Source organism: Flammeovirga sp. AWQ4_249 (genome assembly GCF_056161045.1).
The window spans coordinates 234313-252315 of sequence record NZ_JBSWYJ010000002.1 but is presented as its reverse complement, the minus strand read 5'-3'; the positions used below and the strand labels follow the sequence as shown (position 1 = coordinate 252315).

The 18003-nt window shown below is 31.3% G+C and carries 18 protein-coding genes; 9 read left to right on the top strand and 9 right to left on the bottom strand.

Translation table 11 applies throughout. From position 1 onward, the window contains the following. Positions 1-84: 84 nt before the first annotated feature. Both ACXAHM_RS02980 and ACXAHM_RS02975 read right to left on the bottom strand, forming a co-directional pair. Entirely contained in the window at positions 85-543 is a 459-nt protein-coding gene (locus ACXAHM_RS02980) for a DMT family transporter (RefSeq protein WP_474959032.1), read from the bottom strand. An 85-nt stretch (positions 544-628) separates the two neighbouring features. Next, positions 629-823: an EamA family transporter gene (locus tag ACXAHM_RS02975; protein ID WP_474958907.1), complete on the bottom strand. Its 195-nt coding sequence runs from the start codon at positions 821-823 to the stop codon at positions 629-631. Positions 824-1123: 300 nt separating this feature from the next. On the opposite strand from ACXAHM_RS02975, the gene ACXAHM_RS02970 reads away from it, so the two are divergent. The 4 genes from ACXAHM_RS02970 (at position 1124) to ACXAHM_RS02955 (ending at position 5723) form a co-directional block, all read left to right on the top strand. Continuing rightward, a complete protein-coding gene (locus ACXAHM_RS02970; protein ID WP_474958906.1) occupies positions 1124-2083 on the top strand; it encodes a helix-turn-helix domain-containing protein in 960 nt (319 codons plus the stop codon). 1 nt (position 2084) lies between these two features. Continuing rightward, positions 2085-3053 carry a helix-turn-helix domain-containing protein gene (locus tag ACXAHM_RS02965; RefSeq protein WP_474958905.1) on the top strand — a complete coding sequence of 323 codons (969 nt, stop codon included), beginning with the start codon at positions 2085-2087 and terminating at the stop codon, positions 3051-3053. Continuing rightward, a complete protein-coding gene (locus tag ACXAHM_RS02960; protein WP_474958904.1) occupies positions 3050-4003 on the top strand; it encodes a helix-turn-helix domain-containing protein in 954 nt (317 codons plus the stop codon). Before ACXAHM_RS02965 ends, ACXAHM_RS02960 begins: the two co-directional genes overlap by 4 nt. Positions 4004-4103: 100 nt before the next feature. Next, on the top strand, positions 4104-5723 hold the full coding sequence (locus tag ACXAHM_RS02955) for a thiamine pyrophosphate-binding protein (RefSeq protein ID WP_474958903.1): 1620 nt from the start codon (positions 4104-4106) through the stop codon (positions 5721-5723). A gap of 41 nt (positions 5724-5764) precedes the next feature. On the opposite strand, the gene ACXAHM_RS02950 is transcribed toward ACXAHM_RS02955, so the two are convergent. The 6 genes from ACXAHM_RS02950 to ACXAHM_RS02925 form a co-directional block, all read right to left on the bottom strand. Further along, positions 5765-8272, bottom strand: coding sequence for a T9SS type A sorting domain-containing protein (locus ACXAHM_RS02950; protein ID WP_474958902.1), 2508 nt, complete (start codon positions 8270-8272; stop codon positions 5765-5767). 260 nt (positions 8273-8532) lie between these two features. Beyond that, positions 8533-9366, bottom strand: a complete 834-nt coding sequence (locus tag ACXAHM_RS02945; RefSeq protein WP_474958901.1) for a Cof-type HAD-IIB family hydrolase — start codon at positions 9364-9366, stop codon at positions 8533-8535. Between the two features lie 140 nt (positions 9367-9506). After that, positions 9507-10382 (bottom strand): DMT family transporter, encoded by an 876-nt coding sequence (locus ACXAHM_RS02940; RefSeq protein WP_474958900.1) that lies wholly within the window; start codon positions 10380-10382, stop codon positions 9507-9509. A gap of 105 nt (positions 10383-10487) precedes the next feature. Continuing rightward, entirely contained in the window at positions 10488-10736 is a 249-nt protein-coding gene (locus tag ACXAHM_RS02935; protein WP_474959031.1) for a helix-turn-helix domain-containing protein, read from the bottom strand. Positions 10737-10840: 104 nt separating this feature from the next. Next, complete coding sequence (locus tag ACXAHM_RS02930) at positions 10841-11272, bottom strand: hypothetical protein (RefSeq protein WP_474958899.1); 432 nt, start codon at positions 11270-11272, stop codon at positions 10841-10843. 15 nt (positions 11273-11287) lie between these two features. Next, positions 11288-11434, bottom strand: coding sequence for a hypothetical protein (locus ACXAHM_RS02925; protein WP_474958898.1), 147 nt, complete (start codon positions 11432-11434; stop codon positions 11288-11290). A gap of 299 nt (positions 11435-11733) precedes the next feature. Here ACXAHM_RS02925 and ACXAHM_RS02920 point away from each other — a divergent pair, with 299 nt between their 5' ends. From ACXAHM_RS02920 to ACXAHM_RS02900, 5 genes are all read left to right on the top strand, one after another. Next, positions 11734-13767 carry an FUSC family protein gene (locus ACXAHM_RS02920; RefSeq protein WP_474958897.1) on the top strand — a complete coding sequence of 678 codons (2034 nt, stop codon included), beginning with the start codon at positions 11734-11736 and terminating at the stop codon, positions 13765-13767. 116 nt (positions 13768-13883) lie between these two features. Beyond that, positions 13884-14087 (top strand): DUF1656 domain-containing protein, encoded by a 204-nt coding sequence (locus ACXAHM_RS02915; RefSeq protein WP_474958896.1) that lies wholly within the window; start codon positions 13884-13886, stop codon positions 14085-14087. Positions 14088-14102: 15 nt separating this feature from the next. After that, positions 14103-15236, top strand: coding sequence for an HlyD family secretion protein (locus ACXAHM_RS02910; protein WP_474958895.1), 1134 nt, complete (start codon positions 14103-14105; stop codon positions 15234-15236). A 9-nt stretch (positions 15237-15245) separates the two neighbouring features. Continuing rightward, positions 15246-16628: a TolC family protein gene (locus tag ACXAHM_RS02905; protein ID WP_474958894.1), complete on the top strand. Its 1383-nt coding sequence runs from the start codon at positions 15246-15248 to the stop codon at positions 16626-16628. A gap of 35 nt (positions 16629-16663) precedes the next feature. After that, a complete protein-coding gene (locus ACXAHM_RS02900) occupies positions 16664-17293 on the top strand; it encodes an NAD(P)H-dependent oxidoreductase (protein WP_474958893.1) in 630 nt (209 codons plus the stop codon). Between the two features lie 45 nt (positions 17294-17338). On the opposite strand, the gene ACXAHM_RS02895 is transcribed toward ACXAHM_RS02900, so the two are convergent. Continuing rightward, positions 17339-17995: a cysteine hydrolase family protein gene (locus tag ACXAHM_RS02895; protein WP_474958892.1), complete on the bottom strand. Its 657-nt coding sequence runs from the start codon at positions 17993-17995 to the stop codon at positions 17339-17341. Positions 17996-18003 lie beyond the last annotated feature (8 nt).

The following is an 18003-nucleotide window of genomic DNA, read 5'->3' as shown; positions in this document are numbered from 1 at the left end:
TTAATGATTTGAATATACTATTTATTATTTAAATAGCTCTTTTATGAAGTAAAATAGAGATGTTTAATTGATAGGAAGCAGTACTTACTTATTGTAACAATTATTTTTTGAATGAAATGATTTTTTTCGATTTAATTTTGAAGTGTTATTGATCCAATTGCCCAAAAGAATAAGTATTGCACCTAAAATATAATTGAGCGTGATGATTTCATGATAGAAGAATACCCCAACTAAAAAGATAATGGGTAATCGTAGGTAATCAATGATGAGTACAGAACTTACCTCATCTGTTTTTATAGCTTGGGTTAAAGTGAAATGAGCAGAAATCGCTGCAATTCCCATTATAATAAGTAATATAATTTCTCTAAAATTTGGCACTACAAAGTCTTGAATAGCGAATATAAATGAGAGGGGTAGTTGGACTAAACACATCATAAAAACAATCTGAAGTGCACTGTACTTTACAGAAAGCTTTTTTGTGAAAGCATGTGCAATTGCATAACTTATAGCTGAACCAAGTACATAGAAGGTATTTTCATTAATGGTATTAAAACTTGGGTTGATAATTAGTAAAATCCCAATGAAACTAACTAAAATACTGATTCCTTTTTTGAGTGTAAATCTTTCATTAAGAAATTTCTCTAAAAGAAATAGGATTTAATTTTTTTCTGAAAAATATAACTAGAAAACTAATTCCTACTATAGATCTAAAAAATGTAATCTCAAAAGGATTGATACTTTGACCAATTTCTTTTATTGTAATGGCCATCGTACTAAAGCAGACAACTGCTAATAGCATCCATTGAGTGGCAGATAATTTCATATATATGTTTTTGTATTTGCTGCGAATGTACCATTAAAATTATTAGATCATAGACATTATAGATTTTGATCACTATTAATCTAAATTTATTTTTTAATTATTTATGATATCATCCATTAAAGGACTCTTTGTAATCCTCGAATACAATCTTTCATACTACATATATTCATAGTATTTTATAGAGAAATAGTACTCAATAATGCCCACCCAAAAGTGTCAATTATAAAAAAGGTAAAAACTAAAATTAAGCATTGTAAAATACCCTAATCATTATCAGAACTTTTAAAATAGAATTCATTTATGACCACTTATAAATTCCATAAAAAAAGGCACGACAATTATTTACAATATTATGTTGATATTTTTAAAGCAGTTCCCATAGATGAAAATTTCTTGAAAATAGATAATGAAAACCTTAAAGGACATGCATTTATTTATGAAATAGATGATATGAGAATAGTGATGCTTGATTATCATGCAAGTAATGATTTTTCTATTTATATAGAACATGATGAAAGCCATGATTATTCTATTCATTGTTTTCCATATACTTATCTATATACCAATGAAAAGAGTGAAACAACAGAACTTACAATTCCTTTGGGAGTTCTTCACTTACAGCAAAATGAAATAATTCATGCTGAAATAAAAGCAGGTTATCATGTACAAACCGTTAGTTTATATTTTAGTAAAAAAAATATTTCAGAACATATTAACGGTATTTTTAATCATATAAAAAAATTTAAAGTAGAGGTAGGAGATTCAAATTATATTCAATGGAGAGATAATTTCTTCAACAATTCAAAAGAAGACTTTCATGAGGAATTATATAATGAATGGACAAAATTAAAATTGTTAGAACTTTTCACTATTCTAAAAAATATGATCATTGATAACGATCTAAAAAAAGATTTAGAAACGAATTTTCATGATTATGAAATTGATATCGCAGCTTCTATCAAAAAAATGATTGATAGTGATACAAATTTTAAACCTAATGTTAAAGAATTAGCAGCTGCTTATAATATAAAACAACCAAAACTAAATGAAGTATTTAAGGTGACTTATGGATTATCAATATTCCAATATTATAAGAAAAATAGAATGATAAAAGCGAAAGGTATGGTGAGAAATACGAATAAAACCTTTGGTGAAATCGCGAAGGAATTAAATTTTACAGATATCAATCATTTCTCCAAAAGTTTCATAGAAATGTATGATATGACGCCCACAGATTATAGAAATTCATTAAAGAAATAATATGAATAAGCTAAAGTTTCATAGAGATCGTGGTAAATTAAATTACAAAGAATTTATTGCCAAAAACTTTGGAGGTGAAATAGTTTCAGATCATTTAATTAAGATTGATGATCATACTGCAACAGGTGAAGTATTTGTTCTCGAAAAACCTCAATTAAGAGTTGTCATTTTAGATTATGTCATGCACAGAGATTTAGAAGTTGATTTAATGCATGAAGATATTTATGATTATACATTACATTGTTACCCCGTAAAATGTGAGTATAAAAGAGGTGAGGGGCTTGAAACGACAGCATTAGATATTCCACATGGCTTTGTCATTAATCAAAAGGAAGATATTCTGACGGTAAAGATGGAAGAAAATGATAAGGCTCAATCCGTCATCTTTAGTTTCAAAAATGAATTAATCTCTAATGAAATCATTGAGGTATTAACGAAGATTGATCGTTTTGCTATTAATATAGGTGATAATCGTTTTATAAAGTGGCATAAAACATTCTACAATACTAAGAAAGAACCTTTTAGTGAAGATTTATATAATCAATGGGTTACATATAAAGTACATGAACTCTTTATTTATATTCAACACATTATTTATAGTAATGCACATGACAATAAAAATAAAGCATATCATGATTTTGAGATTGATATAGCCATGAAAATAAAAGAGAAAATTGATCAGGAAAAAAACTTTAAACCCGTTTTAAAAACACTTGCTTTTGAGTACGGAATCAATTCTACAAAACTTGGTGTCGTTTTTAAATTTATTACAGGACATACGATCTATCAATATTACAAACTAGCTCGTATTTTAGATGTAAAGGAGCAGATTACACATACTCAAAAATCCTTTAGTGAAATTGCCTATGAAATGGGATATACAGATGTAAATCATTTATCAAAAGAAATAAAAAAAGCATTTAATGTGAGCCCAACTGAATTACGAAAATCTAGTCAAAATAATGTATGAAAAGGTTTCATTTTGCTAAAAATAGAACGGAAAATTATCAAAAACATATTATTGATAACTTTGGAGGGGAAATTATTAATGAAAACCTCATAAGAGTCGATAGCGATGTCGCGAAGGGTGAAATAATGACCTTCATGAAAGAAGGCAAACGATTGATAGTATTAAATTATATAGCAAAATGTGAGATTGAATCTACAGTCGAACATGAAGATAAGTTTGACTATTCTTTACGATGTTATGGAGCAGGTAAAATCACTTTGCAAAATGAGAATGAATCCATAAAACTAAACTTTCCATTAGGCTTTATTATTAGCAAGAAGAAAGATATTCTAACACTTAATTTTGAAAAAAATCAAGCAGTACAATCTGTTTTTTTCTTTTTTAAAAAATCAGCATTACCCAGTGATATCCTTGAAGTTATTGAGAAACAAAAGAAATTTTCATTCAACCTTGGAGATCAAAGATTTATTCGATGGAAAAAGAGTTTTTTTGTAAAAAATAATCTTTTTATCAATGATGCTTTATATACTGATTGGGTGAAATATAAACTTCGGGAATTATTCGTAATCATAAAAAATATTATTCTTACCAATGCATCGGAACAGGAGAATAAAACCTATCATGATTATGAAATAACAGTAATTATGAAAATCAAAAAAAGAATAGATGAGGAGGAAGATTATAAACCTAATATTAAAGAATTAACCATTGAATATGGAATTAATAAGACGAAAATTAATGCTGTTTTTAGATTTGTTCATGGAGAAACTATATACCAATATTACAAAAAATCGAGAGTTTTCAAGGCGAAAGAATTAGTCAAGAATACTTTAAAAAGCTTATCAGAAATTGCTGATGCAATGGGGTATACTGACACTAATCATATGGCAAAAGATTTTAATAAACATTTTAAGGTTAATCCTACAGATTTAAGAAATACACAAAAGTAATGGATTAATTTACATTTCTCTTTGCTCTTTTTACCGCAAATTAGTTTTCTCATGTGTGATATTTGTAATGCACATATATTACAAACAAAACATGATGAAAATGAAAAATTCATTGCTGCTTAACAAATTCTTCCAAGACAATAACATCGAATATATTTTCGGAAACCCTGGTACTACAGAAACACCTTTTATGAATGCTTTAAACCAGAATAAAAAGGTGAAATATATACTAGGTTTACAAGAAAATTCAGTGATTGGTATTGCAGCAGGCTATGGTTTAGCTAGTAATAAAATACCTTTTGTCAATGTACATACTTATCCTGGCTTGGCGAATTCTATGACAAATATATACACGGCTTTCCAATCAAAAATTCCAATGCTTATCACCGCAGGGCAGCAACATAGAAAACATCTAGCAATAACACCTGTTCTTTCGGGACCGCTAACAACATTAGCGAATACTGCAACAAAATCAGCAAGGGAAATTCATTTTGAAGGTGATTTTCAATATGAATTGCAAAGAGCCTATAACACTGCACAAAAAGCACCGCAAGGACCTACTTTTGTGAGTATTCCAATGGATACTATTGAAGCTCAAATAGGAGATTATAGAAGATTATCACCGCTTCATAATCAGGTAAAATCAACGGTAGATAAAGAAGAATTGAGAGATTGGCTATCGAGTGAAAAAAGCCAATTCAATAAGGTTGGGATAATAGTAGATGGAGTGGCAACAGAAGCAAGTAGTGAGATTATGAAATTTTCTGAATACTTAAATGCTGATGTTTTTACAACACCTTTCCCTGTGAAAATTGCAGTTCCAACAAATCATTATTTGTATAAAGGTGGATTATCAGCATTAGCAAATGAACAAAAGAATACTTTAGCATCTTATGATTTGATCGTTATTATAGGTGATGCACTAGATCATTTTTTGTTCGATGGAATGAATAGTATTCCTGAAGGAAAAAAGGTTATTCAAATTAATAATTCAAATGAAAATGTGGGAGAAAACTATCCTGTTTTATCGACTATCATAGGTGATTTTAATGCTATTTTTAAGACATTGAATGTAATTTTGGAAGAGGAGAAATGGATGAAAAAAGTAGAGGTAATTAAACATCAAAATGAACATAGCCGTCAGTTAGCAAAAGATCGAGAAGCAGTACTAAATAGAGCCGATGATAAATTTGAATTAGATAAAATAACTTATACTATTTTAGATCATCTGGAGAAAGATACCACACTTGTTTTGGAAGCAAGTTCTTATGAGGGAAAACTAGAACAATTAATCAAAAGGAAAGTAGTAGGGAAAACGATAACAGCCCCAAAAGGAGGAGGACTTGGTTGGGCAATGCCTGTAGCAATAGGTGCTAGTTTAGCAACTCAAAAACACAGTGTGTGTTTTGTTGGAGATGGTGGATTTCAATATGCTGTACAAGCGATTTATACGGCAAAAAAATACAAAATACCAGTAATCTTTATCGTCTTAAATAATGAAGCTTATGAAGTACTCAAAGAACTTTGGAAGGTACAATTTCCTGATTCTCATGCTGAAGATTATAAGGAATTAGATTTAAAACCTGAGATTGATATTCTTGGTATTTCTAAAGGTTATGGAGCGTTAACCTTTGAACCAAAAGATATTGAAACATTAAAATTTATGTTGGATGAAGCTCTTTTACACCAAGGTCCTTCAGTGATTAATATTAAGCTATAAAAAGATAAACCCCACAAATAACATCGTGGGGTTTCGTTAATTTATCGAATTAAGATTTTTTTTACTGTGATGACCTCGTTCTGTTTCATTCTCAAATAATAAATTCCTTTCCTTAAAGTAGGAACTATCCAGGACTTTCGATAGGTATCTTCTTCAATCGTAAATGAGTCTAATTTTTGACCTAAGCCATTTAGAAATTGAACTTCAATTGTAGATTGCTGAGGATTACTTAATGCTATCGTTAAAGTATTTCCACTATTTAAAGGGTTTGGAAAAATGGTATATTCTAAGGAAGAATTTGTTTGAAAATTAACCTTTTGAGGATCAAAATAAGTAGTCGTACCATCTAAATCTATTTGTACTAATCTATAATAACTTTCTCCTTGGAAAGGATTTGTATCTGAATATTGATAATCAATTCTAACATTGGAATTACCTGTTCCTTTAATTTTTTCAAGGAATTGCCATTGCTTACCATCTATAGATCGTTCTATTTCAAAATAATCATTATTGATTTCCGTAGCTGTTGCCCAATTTAGAAGAACTTCTTCATCTTTTAGTTTGGCTGAAAATTCAATGAGTTCTACAGGTAAATTAAAGAAGGCATAATCGGTATCTTGAGGTACATAGAGTAAAGCAGTTTGTCCTGGGTTTTGGTCAAATTCTTCAATTCTTAATGCCCCAATATAGGTATACTCTGTATCTTCTTCTCTTTTTGCTTTCAGGATAATTTTACCTTCATTATCCGGGTAAACAAGATCAGAAGAATAAAGATTTAAATTGCCAAATAAATGCCCTGTAGTTCCTAAAGCAGCACCTGTTGTTTGTAACTCACCATTTATCGTATTGCTACCTTCAAAAGAATATTCCGTAATTCTTTCATCATTGACACTGCCTCTTGTTGCAAAAACATTAAAGCGATAACCTTTAGTAACATCAAGATTAGAAATTTCAATAACTACAGAATCTTGTCCTCCATGAACATCAAAACTTGCCGCGAAAGCATAATCTTTTGTAGCACTTTCAATGGCCAAACTACTTAACCCATCAGAAAGTAAAGGATCTGATAAACCTCCATTGGATCCAAATCCTCCTTTTGTCATTTCAATACTATAAAATGAAGGAAGGTTATCAATAGAATTTAAATTAAGTGCAGAGTTAGAAGTAGAAATATTATTCCAATAGCTTCCATTTACATCAGGGCTAGCCGTTTGCTCTACTGTACCAAAATCTACTAAAAACTCTTGTGATGCATTCACAGAAACATACTCTTCCATTTCCAAAGCGTTGATCATTGATTGTCCATTAATATCATTTGAAGAAATGGTTAGATTTATTTCTCCACTTGCATTAGGAGTAATGTAATCAGAATATTGAGCTTCAAGATTAGCTCCTTCAGCAACACTAGAACTCATTATCGAAAAAGTAGAGGTATTCTCACCTACAAAACTAAATTGATTCGTCTGATCTACATTAATATTTCTCGAAGAAAAAACTTTAAAACGATAGGAGTTACTAGTAGTTAAATTAGAAAAGGTCATGGTGAAATCAGGAGGAGCAGCACCACCTCCACCACTTCTGAAAGAATAATCCGAAGTGGCATTGTTTTCAGCTAAGTTGTTGGTATAATAAGTTGTTGAAGCATCACTGATTGCACCAGCAGCCGAATTACCCCAACCTGAAGTAACGGCTAATTGATAACCCGATGATCCATTTTCTGAATCAACCATATCATTAATGGGTTGATAGGAGTAATTTTTATTGTTCCAATAGTTACCACTAGCATCAGGAGAGGTCATTTCAGTATTTCCAAAATCAACCAAGAATGTTTTGTTTACCGTATTTGGACTATACTCTATCAATCTACAAGATCCGACATAACAGAATATAGTAGATGTAGAAGTAACGGTAATATTACCATCTCGGTCAGGAGATAGAGCGTCTAGTGTCAGTAGACCAATATTACCATTTAAATGACCAGATACACCAATATTTAAACCAGAAGTTTGTAGCTGTCCATCTACATTTGTCGCACCATTCACACTGTATAAGGTTGTTCTGCTTTCGCTACTATTACGGGTAGCAAAAATCTGTAATCTATATTTTTTATTGATATCTAAATTCGAAAAGTTGAAGTCCACAGAATTGGAGGAATTTTGATAGAAGTAATCTCTAGTAGCATTATCCTCTGTCATATTTCCTAATTCAGTAGTTAAAGACGCATCTGCCAAAGCCCCTGCATTGATAAATACACCACCACCAATACCATCTGTATTATTTCCTCTTAATCCACTTGTAGCTTCTATTGAAAAACCAGAAGTAACCCCAGTGGCACTTACCAAAGTATAAGATGTATTCAGTTCTTCTACATTCGTCCAATTACCTGTGGATAAGTGGGCATTTCCAAAATCAATTAGAAACTCCTGTGAATATTCATAGCCCGAAGGTACTTGAGCATAACATCTAGTATTTAAATATGAGATAAGCGAAAGAAATAATACAATAGCTGATATTAGTATACTTCTATTATAAGTAAACAATGACTTCATTTCATAGTAGTTTTGATAGTAGAAAAAAAGAGGTTTATAAATAGCTGATTTATAGTATTGTAAAGTTAGTTGGTGAGTAGTTTTAGCTAGTGGATTTTTTTGATGAATAGGTGGAAATTTATTCACTCTATTGTTGATAACTTTTCGATTTAAAGTATTTTGGTGTAAAAATGTATTGAATTCGTTGAATTTTGGGACAAAAAAAGCTCATGACACTTAAATCATGAGCTTAGATGGTTTATTGTTAAGAGCAATCAAAACTATTCTGTTTCAATCGCCATTTCAGTTCTAAGGATAAATTTTTCAACAACCTCTGCGACGCCATCATCATTATTTGAAGCAACAATGGCATTTGCTCTATCTCTCAATTCTGGAGTTACATTGTCTACCCAAACGCCGAGACCAGCATATTCTACCATTGAAAGGTCATTTCCAGCATTTCCAACAGCGATAATTTGTTCTCTTTTGATACCAGTTGTTTCTGCAAGGCGAGCAAGTGTAGCGGCTTTATCAATACCAGTTTGTGTTACTTCTAGGAAGAAGGGTTTTGAAATTGAAATACTCAATTCTGGAAAAGCTGTTTCTACTAAAGGTTTGAATTCTTGTAATCTTGAAGGTTCGTTTAACATAATACATTTTACGGCTTCAAAATCTACTGCTTTTTGGAAATCTTCCACTTGCTTGAACTCCATCTTCGTGATATCCACTTCCACTTGAATGTATTTTGAATTGGTTTCACTAATGATGCTATCAGAAGTATAAGTGATAATATCTAAATTATTTTCTCTTGCATAATTAGATAAAGCATGAATATTATCAACCGATAAACTTTGAGAGAATACAATACTCTCATCAGCCATATCTATCAACGTACCGCCATTATAAGAAATGATATATGAACCGTACTTATCTAGTTCCAAATCTCTTGCGAATTCAAGCATAGCAGGTGTAGGTCTTCCAGAAGCAAGTACCACTTTTATACCTTCATCCTGAGCTTTCATCAGCATTTCTTTATTTCTATCAGAGATGATATGATCGTCATTTAACAATGTATCGTCCATATCAAGGACTAGCATTTTATATCCTAAATTCATGGTATTTTGTAGTTGATTTAATCTCAATTAGCCTACATAAATACGTGAGAAGAATGGAAAAAAGCGTTAACAGATGAAAATGTTCGTTATTAATATTTTATACCATTAAGAGAAGAGTCGTTGTTATTCCATATTTTCGATTAATTACTTTTTTTCATATTGGGATAATTTACCAATATTAATCCCAAAATAATTACTCCAAAACCTATAAAATGACCCATTGAAAAATTATCGCCTTTGATGATAATACCTAACGTAATACCAATAGCAGGAACAAGATAGTTCGTTAAACTAGTAAAAGTAGAACCTGAATTTCTTACTAAAAAAAGGTACATATAGTAGACAATTCCAGAGGCAAAACTCCCAAGAATAATAAGTTCAATCCATAAGGTAGAATCAATGGCACTAAAGTGATTAGAAGTGAATGTTAAAGGTAAAATAATGATTGAAGATGAGATCAATATGGCTCTAGTAAATCGTAAAGAAGAAATGTCTGTAGGAATTTTTGACATTAAGATTAATGCCAATGAAAAACTGAATGCACCAATGAGAATGAAGACAATTGACAAAATATCCATTGCTCCTGAAGTCATAAGATCTTGATAGACCAAAACAATTAAACCTACAAAACCGACAAGAATACCAATTAATTCTATCGCTTGAATTTTTCGCTTGTTAATAATACGTTCCAAGACAATTGTCATCAATGGAATACCTGCCATCAAAACTGAAGTCACAGCACTAGAGACTTCTTGTTGACCATACCCATTCAAAATGAAAGGGACTACACTTTCACAAAAAGTAAGACCAATTAAAAGGATAAATAACTTTTTATTCCACTTGATTTTAGGTTCATTAATTTTGGGTAGACGCAGAATCAAGGTAAGTGTAAGACAACCGAAAAGTACTCTATAGAATGCTAATTCAAAAGGAGAAATAATTTGTAGTGCATCATCATTCAAAACAAATTGACTACCCCAGATTACAGCAATTAAAAACAGTAAAAGAAATTTCATAGATTGAGTACATTGATCTTAAATTGATAACAAAAGAGGGGTTTATAAAATCATAGTATCTTTAAATAATGGAATTTTTCATTTGTAGAATTAAAAAGGAGCCTATTATTTTCTTAATTCAGAAGGAGTTAATTTATAGGCGCTTTTTATATTTTTAGAGAAGTGATATACATCTGTATAGCCATATTCATATGCAATTTCTGTAAATGTTTTCTGAGTATTAATGATGTCATGATAAGCGGCTAGTAAACGAGCATCTTTATAGTATTGATAGACTGTTTGTCCAAAGAATTCTTTGAAAATATGTCCCATTTTTTGGTTGTTCAGTCCATATTTTTTTGATAATTGATTAATACTAGGTATTTGAGTAAGGTTACTAATGATTTCTTCTTGAATCTTGTATGCAGCTTCTATTTCATAATCTGTATAAATAGCTTTTTCTTCTTTACTTACATCTCTCAGAAGAATATTTCTAAGAAGGAAAAAAAGTTCATTAGTTTTTGTCTCAAGCCAATTTTCCTGACTTCATCAACTATTTTATCATAAGAGAAAATAGAATTTTTCCATTGATGTAGCAAGGTATCTCCAGCATAAACAAAGTAATTTTTTATGTTTTTGAAAGGTTCAAATAGATGAAGGTTTATTTCATCTTCATTAAAAAATAAATGAACTCTTTGTACATGTGCTTCCTTTGTATCATGGATATAAATAGTAGCTTCTTTATTCTTTTTTAAAAGAAAACCATTCGACGTTTTAAACGAAAATTGTTCTTGATTAGTCGAAATAAAATGAACTTCTTCACTAAATAAATGACAAGAGGTTTCAAAGTTTGGATTAGAGAAAACTTGGAGTTTGAAGTTTTTTTTTAAGTAAGAATCCAAAACCACCATAGAAAAGAATTTTGTTTAAATAACTAAAAACGTTGAGTCTAATAAATCATTTTCAACATATATTTTATGATCATTTTCTATAGGGACATCATAGTATTCCGAAATAAGTTTAAGGTATCCACCTTCAGGGTAGCCATTTATATCCAATGCAAACATATCCATTTCTAAAAATACTGAGTCTTGACCATTTTAAAATAAAAATAAAAATATAAGTATTGTCCAAAATGTTATCTTTCAAATAGTATTCTTTGATTAGTGAGATGTTAATAATTGGATTATTTTATCTACGACATGTAATGTATTGGTAATTATTTATTTCAATTATAAACTTTCTAATGAATTAAATTTTAGTGTCAAAAAAGAGATTAAATGTGATGTAATTTTTATTAATTTATAGCTATACTTTATCTAAAAACCTAGAAGCCAATTTGTTAAAAAGACCCACAAAAGAAGCCATAAAAGTGGCCTTATCCCTAGTAATTGCTTATGGTATAGCAATGAGTCAGGATTGGTATAAACCCGCTTGGGCAGGGTTTACGGTGACAATTATTGCTATACCTATGTATAGCATTGAACAGTCATTAAAAAAATCAGGATTAAGACTCATGGGGACTGTACCAGGGAGTATTTTAGGGTTAATAATGATTGTGATTGCTCCTCAAAATCGATTTCTTTTCATCGCAATAATTATGATCATCATGTTTTTTTGTACTTACATGATGTTGATTGATAAAAAAAGAAATTATGTCTGGAATGTAATTGGTTTTACAATGCTGATTATCTCGAGTGTTGGAGTAGGAGGAGGTGCTTCATCTGCCGTTTTTAATAATGCAATGTTTAGAATATTAGAGACATTGACGGGTATTTTGGTGTATTCAGCGGTTTCTTTTTTGGTATGGCCCAATAAAAAAGAACATTCTAGTCAAGAAGCATTAGTGGACGTATTGACCATATTTTCCTCTATTTTTAATTATCAAACGGGTTCTTTACAATCAAAGGATATCTTACTTTCAAACTATAAACGAATTGCCCAACTCAGTGATAAAATAAAATACTTCGAAAAGGAAATTGAAGAAGATATTTTTGAAGAGGTGATCCAAAAAAAGAATAAAGAAGAATGGAAGACATTAGTAACTTTATTTGAGAAAATGTCTTTTGCTGTGATGAACATCAACATTCTTAGAAAAGATATTTATCAAAATAACGATACGTTAGTAGAAGAAGATATCCAATATTTATTTACTCTGATAAAAGGTAAAGTAGATCGTATCATTTCTTATTATAAAGAGGGGATCATACCACCGAAAAGTATCTCTGCGATTAATTTATCAGCCCATCAAAACAAGCTTTCAGACTTGGACAAACAATACCTCAAGGGGATAAATTATGAATTTCATCATCTTCAATCCTTATTGGATGATATTAGAGATTGTATAAGAAATATCAAGGATCCTTCTCATTCCAAAAAAGCCATCAAAATAGCTAAAGAGCCTTATTTTAAATGGAATCGATTTGCTTTAAGAAAATCATTTTATGTTGCTTTATCCACGTTAAGTGGCTTTTTGCTATGGATTTATTTTGATCCGCCGGGACATCATCAATGGTATGTGATGGTGGGGTTAAATACCATGATGATTGCCAATATGCCTACTAGTAAACCACGAAATTATTTGCCTCCAGTGTATATAATGATCGTAGGCATCTCTATTATTTATTGTTTTATTTTGCCTCAATTGGATGGTTTTATTGGCTTAGCGATTGTACTTTTTATCTATACTTATTGTCAACATAGATACATGAAAGGGCGAGCCTATATCACAGCCTCAATTGGTCTGATGGCTATAGGAATTTCTATCCATCAGACCTATGATTTTGAAAAGTTAGTCAATGGTTTTGTATTTGATGTGATGTACATGATGTGGCTTATTGTTACAGGTTATTTAATAGATATCACAAGGCTTGAGAAAAAGTATTTGAACTATTTGAGACAATTTTTTAAGAGTGCTCATTATCTTTTTGAAAAGAGTGCTACGAGTCAAAATTCAATTCGAAAAAGGATAGCTATTGAAGATATAAAAGTGATTCCTAATCATTTAAAAAACCTTCAGAAGAGTATAGATTATGCATATTATGATAAAGTAAATAAAGATCAGTTAGAGGAATTGACCGTTTTAGTTTTTAGAATCTCTTATCGTTTGCATTTAATCTTAGAGCAAGAAGTAGATGAACAAAACAGTAAAGCAGATCGTCAAGTCATTGCCTTAATTAAAAATGTAAATACGCAACTGTTAGACCTTTCATTAGGTAAGAATTATGATATTGATAAAATAAAAAAATCGATAAGTGAAATTTATGAAGAAAGAGAGAAAGGTCAGGCAACGTCTTCTTTCGATTTTATCAATAGCTTTAATACATTTTACCAAGCCTTGCATTCTTACTATTTATTAAAGAAAACAATTCCTTTGTCTCAATTAGAAGAAGAAAAATTTTCATAAAAATGAAACTTATAGACTACAGAATATAAGTTTTCGAATCTAATTGAATAGGAATAATAATCATATCAATAACATTGATTATTTTATTTTATAACCCAAAACTAAAACCCTGAAAAATGCCCCATGAAGTAAGTATTGGTGATGTATTTATACCAAGAATATTATTGTCATTTGTGATGGCCTTACTTCTTTCTCAATACACTAGTAAGGTTTTAAATAAATATCGCTTATCGAAATATTTTATTTATACCCCAATCATTTACATGTGTTTCCTTACCATTTATACCATATGGATTGATGAACTATTGGGTATGCTTTAATAAGACTATAGGTATATGAAAAATAAAAAATATATTATCTCTGTCTCCATTCTACTCATTGCTCTCCTTTCGTTAGCTTTTAGATATTATGATTATATCATTCATCCATGGACGAGAAATGGACAGGTACATGCCAATATTATTCAAGTGACACCAAGAGTTTCAGGACCCATTGTGAGAATTTTGGTAAAGGAAAATCAGTTTGTCAATGCGGGTGATGTACTGTTTGAGATTGATCCGAGAACGTATCAAGTCGCTTTAGATAAAGCCAAGGCAAACCTAAATAATACAGGAAATAGTGTCAATGCATTGGAGCAACAAATACGTGTAGCCAAGGCAGAAGTGTATGTGGCAAAAGCGGAAGTGAATTCTGCGGAGGCTTCCATTGAAGAGATTAAAGCAGAGATTCCAAAGTTTAAATTTGAGTTTGAAAGGCAAGAGAAAGCATTGAAAAAAGGAGCAACTTCTAAGCATGATTATGATGCTTCAAAAAGTAATTATGAAGTCATACAACAGCAACTACGAGAAGCAGAAATTGACCTCCTCCAAGCAAAAGTAAATGTAGAAAAAGCCAAAGCAAAATTAGATGAAGAAATAGCTTCTTTGGGGAAAAGTGGACAGGAAAATGCCCTTTTTAGAGCAGCATTAGCTTCTGTAGAGGAAGCAGAATTAAACCTTGAATTCACAAAAGTTACCGCTCCTGTAGATGGGTATATCACGAATTTAAATTTACGTTTGGGAAGTCATACCGTCACCAATCAACCTGCTTTGGCATTGATAGATATCAGTAGCTATTGGGTGTATGGTTTCTTTAGAGAAAACAATATTGAAAATATACAGAAAGATAATTCCGCAGTCGTAACCCTCATGTCCCATGATGATACGCCAATTAAAGGCTATGTGGAGAGTATAGGATGGGGGATTTCACAAACAGATGGCAGTACAGGACATAATTTATTACCGTCTATTGCTCCAACTTTTGAATGGATCAGATTAGCACAACGCATTCCTATCAGAATTAAATTATTGGATCTTCCTGAAAATATAAAATTGAGGGTAGGACAAACGGCAAGTGTATTGGTCAAAACAGATCAGCAGGTGAGTGATGATCATGAAAATGTAGTTTCTGCTCCCATTTTTTTAAGGTAATGTTGTAATATGAAAAAGAGTTTATTGTTGATTATTGCATTTTCAATTTCATACTATGTCAATGCACAAAATAAAGCTTATTTGGATTCAATTCCTGATCATTGGGAAGTAGATACTACTACAATTTCCTTTGTAGATGATGTTTCCAATTGGTGGACTATTTTTGATGATCCTGTTTTGAATGAATTGTTGGAAGAAACAGTACGGAAAAACCTGAATATTAAAATTGCCATTCAAAGAATTGAACAAGGAAGATTACTATACAAACAAAGTAAGGCGTACTATTTTCCATATTTAGCTTTTGACATATCGACCCTTTATCAAAACAATACACCGGCATCAACAACTGATACAAATAATACGGATATTCATTACGATACTGATATCACAATGAATTGGGAAATTGATGTTTTTGGGCGAATTCGAAAGAATGTAAAAGTAGCTCAGTATTCTTATGAACAAGCACAAGAAGATCAGAAAAATGTAATGTTAAGTATGTTAGGCGATGTGTCTTCTGCATATATGCGATTACGTACCTATCAGAATCAAATCATCGTTACCGAACAAAATATTGAAGCACAAGAAAGGGCTTTAAGAATAGCTCAAAATCAATATGAAACAGGAATGAAATCTCAATTAGATGTTTATCAATCAGAGTCCATTTTATATACTACACGTTCTTCTATCAATACATTACAAGCTCAAGTCATTAATGAAATAAACCTTATTCAAGTCTATTTAGGGCAGTTCCCTCAAGGAATATTAAATGCTTTAAATCAACCCAAAGAACTTCCTGATATTCCAGATAAAATGCAGACTTTATTACCCGTTGATGTAGTTCAGCAACGACCTGATATTCGTTCTGTAGAAAAGTCATTAATGGGAATGATAGCTAGAGAAGAATTGGCCAATGCTCAGATGTTACCCGTTTTGGCTATCACCGGACAAATTGGTTTTAGCACTTACAATTCTTCTGATTGGTTTAATTCAGAATCCATGAATTACTTTATAGGTCCAACATTAAGTTGGGATATCTTTCAGGGATTATACAAAAGAAGAAATAAACAGGTAGCTCATGTACAGTTTCAACAAGTGCAGTTGAATTATCAGAATACGGTATTAATTGCCATGCAAGAGGTACAAAATAGTCTGACAAATATTAAAGAGTTGAAAGCATCTTATCAATGGATTGACAAAAGTGTAACGTCCTCCACAAATGCATTTAATCTATCTTTAGATCAATATGAACAAGGCATGATTGACTATCAACCTGTCATCAATTCACAACAATCTTTGCTGAGTGTCCAAAATAAACAAGTGCAGACAAAAGGAAACTTGTTGGGACAGATAGTAGGGTTATACCAAGCACTTGGTGGAAATTGGGTAGAGTAACTTTATATTAATTTATAAAAATCATTTAATAACCAATGAAAAAGCTACTATTAATTAAATACTTACCAAAAGGTGAAAACTCAAATACTAAAGTTCTTTTAGATCACTTTTTACATAAAGCTACAGGAGTTGAGGTCAATGTCATTAATTTATTAGAAGATATACCTGGTTATTTTTCTGAAAGTTCAATGAATGCCTATATCAAAAGAAATTATATGGGACAAAAATTGCCAGAAAAAGAAGTGAATCTTTTAAAAGACATGGATCGTCATACACAACAATTATTAGATCATGATTATATCGTGGTTTGTGCTCCAATGCATAACTTTGGTGTACCCGCAGCTATAAAAGCTTGGATTGATCATGTTGTCGTAAACGGAGTGACTTTTGGAAAGAAAGCGGATGGAACTCCTGCGAAATATCCTGAAAAGAAATGCTTAGGAATTTTTACAAGTGGAGGAAATTGGACGAAAGATTTAGCAACACCTGAGTATCCTAATTGGGATCTCTTTTCTCTGACATTAAAAATCAATTTCTCCTTTATGGGCTTTGGAGCCGTAGAAGTCATCTCCTCAGCAACAAATCCAGCTTTGCCTGTAGAAGAGAACTATGTTAAAGCAAAAGGTGAATTGGACGAAATTATAGATAAATGGCAATTGAAATAATCAAAAAAGACCTCCTTGCCATAGCTTTCAAGGAGGTCTTTTCATTTATGACTTTTTGATCAAATCAGTGATCTGTTCTTCACTAACTTTATAACCGTAAACACCATTCAGTACACCGATGGTATTGTCATGTAATTCTTGATTAAGTGCTGCAGTCCCTTCATCTACAATATACATTGTGAATCCTTTGTCTGCGCCATCTCTAACCGCAGTAGCAATACATTCGTTGGTAAGGACGCCTACAGTAACCAATTGATCGACTCCCAAGTTTCTAAGTACATATTCAATGTTAGTACTATTGAAAACACCAGAAGCAGTTTTACTGATCACAATTTCATCTCCTTTTGGGGCTACTTGTGGCATAATCTCAGCCGCTTTAGAACCTTTTGGAACATGGCAACCGATACGTTTATGTTCTAAACTTCGATCTCTTCCATCTGAGGTTAAAGCCTCAATTCTAGCGTGGATTACCTCTAAACCTTCTGCTCTGAAAAGTTCTTGTAAACGATTGACAGAAGGAAAAACTTTTTCATCTAAGCGATCAAAATAATAAGCATGATCTTCTCTTTTGGCATCTTTAAAGAAACCATATCCGATCGCTGCATCATGATATTGAATATCAATACATAACAAAGCTACTCGTTTTTTATCTAAAGTAGGAAGGTTTTGACCTTCGTACATATCTTCAATAGGATTTTCCATTATCTCTT

Coding starts and splice junctions, on each gene's coding strand:
- ACXAHM_RS02975 (WP_474958907.1), bottom strand. CDS start 823: ATGAAATTATCTGCCACTCAATGGATGCTATTAGCAGTTGTCTGCTTT.
- ACXAHM_RS02970 (WP_474958906.1), top strand. CDS start 1,124: ATGACCACTTATAAATTCCATAAAAAAAGGCACGACAATTATTTACAA.
- ACXAHM_RS02965 (WP_474958905.1), top strand. CDS start 2,085: ATGAATAAGCTAAAGTTTCATAGAGATCGTGGTAAATTAAATTACAAA.
- ACXAHM_RS02960 (WP_474958904.1), top strand. CDS start 3,050: ATGAAAAGGTTTCATTTTGCTAAAAATAGAACGGAAAATTATCAAAAA.
- ACXAHM_RS02955 (WP_474958903.1), top strand. CDS start 4,104: ATGAAAAATTCATTGCTGCTTAACAAATTCTTCCAAGACAATAACATC.
- ACXAHM_RS02950 (WP_474958902.1), bottom strand. CDS start 8,272: ATGAAGTCATTGTTTACTTATAATAGAAGTATACTAATATCAGCTATT.
- ACXAHM_RS02945 (WP_474958901.1), bottom strand. CDS start 9,366: ATGAATTTAGGATATAAAATGCTAGTCCTTGATATGGACGATACATTG.
- ACXAHM_RS02940 (WP_474958900.1), bottom strand. CDS start 10,382: ATGAAATTTCTTTTACTGTTTTTAATTGCTGTAATCTGGGGTAGTCAA.
- ACXAHM_RS02930 (WP_474958899.1), bottom strand. CDS start 11,272: ATGGTGGTTTTGGATTCTTACTTAAAAAAAAACTTCAAACTCCAAGTT.
- ACXAHM_RS02925 (WP_474958898.1), bottom strand. CDS start 11,434: ATGGATATGTTTGCATTGGATATAAATGGCTACCCTGAAGGTGGATAC.
- ACXAHM_RS02915 (WP_474958896.1), top strand. CDS start 13,884: ATGCCCCATGAAGTAAGTATTGGTGATGTATTTATACCAAGAATATTA.
- ACXAHM_RS02910 (WP_474958895.1), top strand. CDS start 14,103: ATGAAAAATAAAAAATATATTATCTCTGTCTCCATTCTACTCATTGCT.
- ACXAHM_RS02905 (WP_474958894.1), top strand. CDS start 15,246: ATGAAAAAGAGTTTATTGTTGATTATTGCATTTTCAATTTCATACTAT.
- ACXAHM_RS02900 (WP_474958893.1), top strand. CDS start 16,664: ATGAAAAAGCTACTATTAATTAAATACTTACCAAAAGGTGAAAACTCA.
- ACXAHM_RS02895 (WP_474958892.1), bottom strand. CDS start 17,995: ATGGAAAATCCTATTGAAGATATGTACGAAGGTCAAAACCTTCCTACT.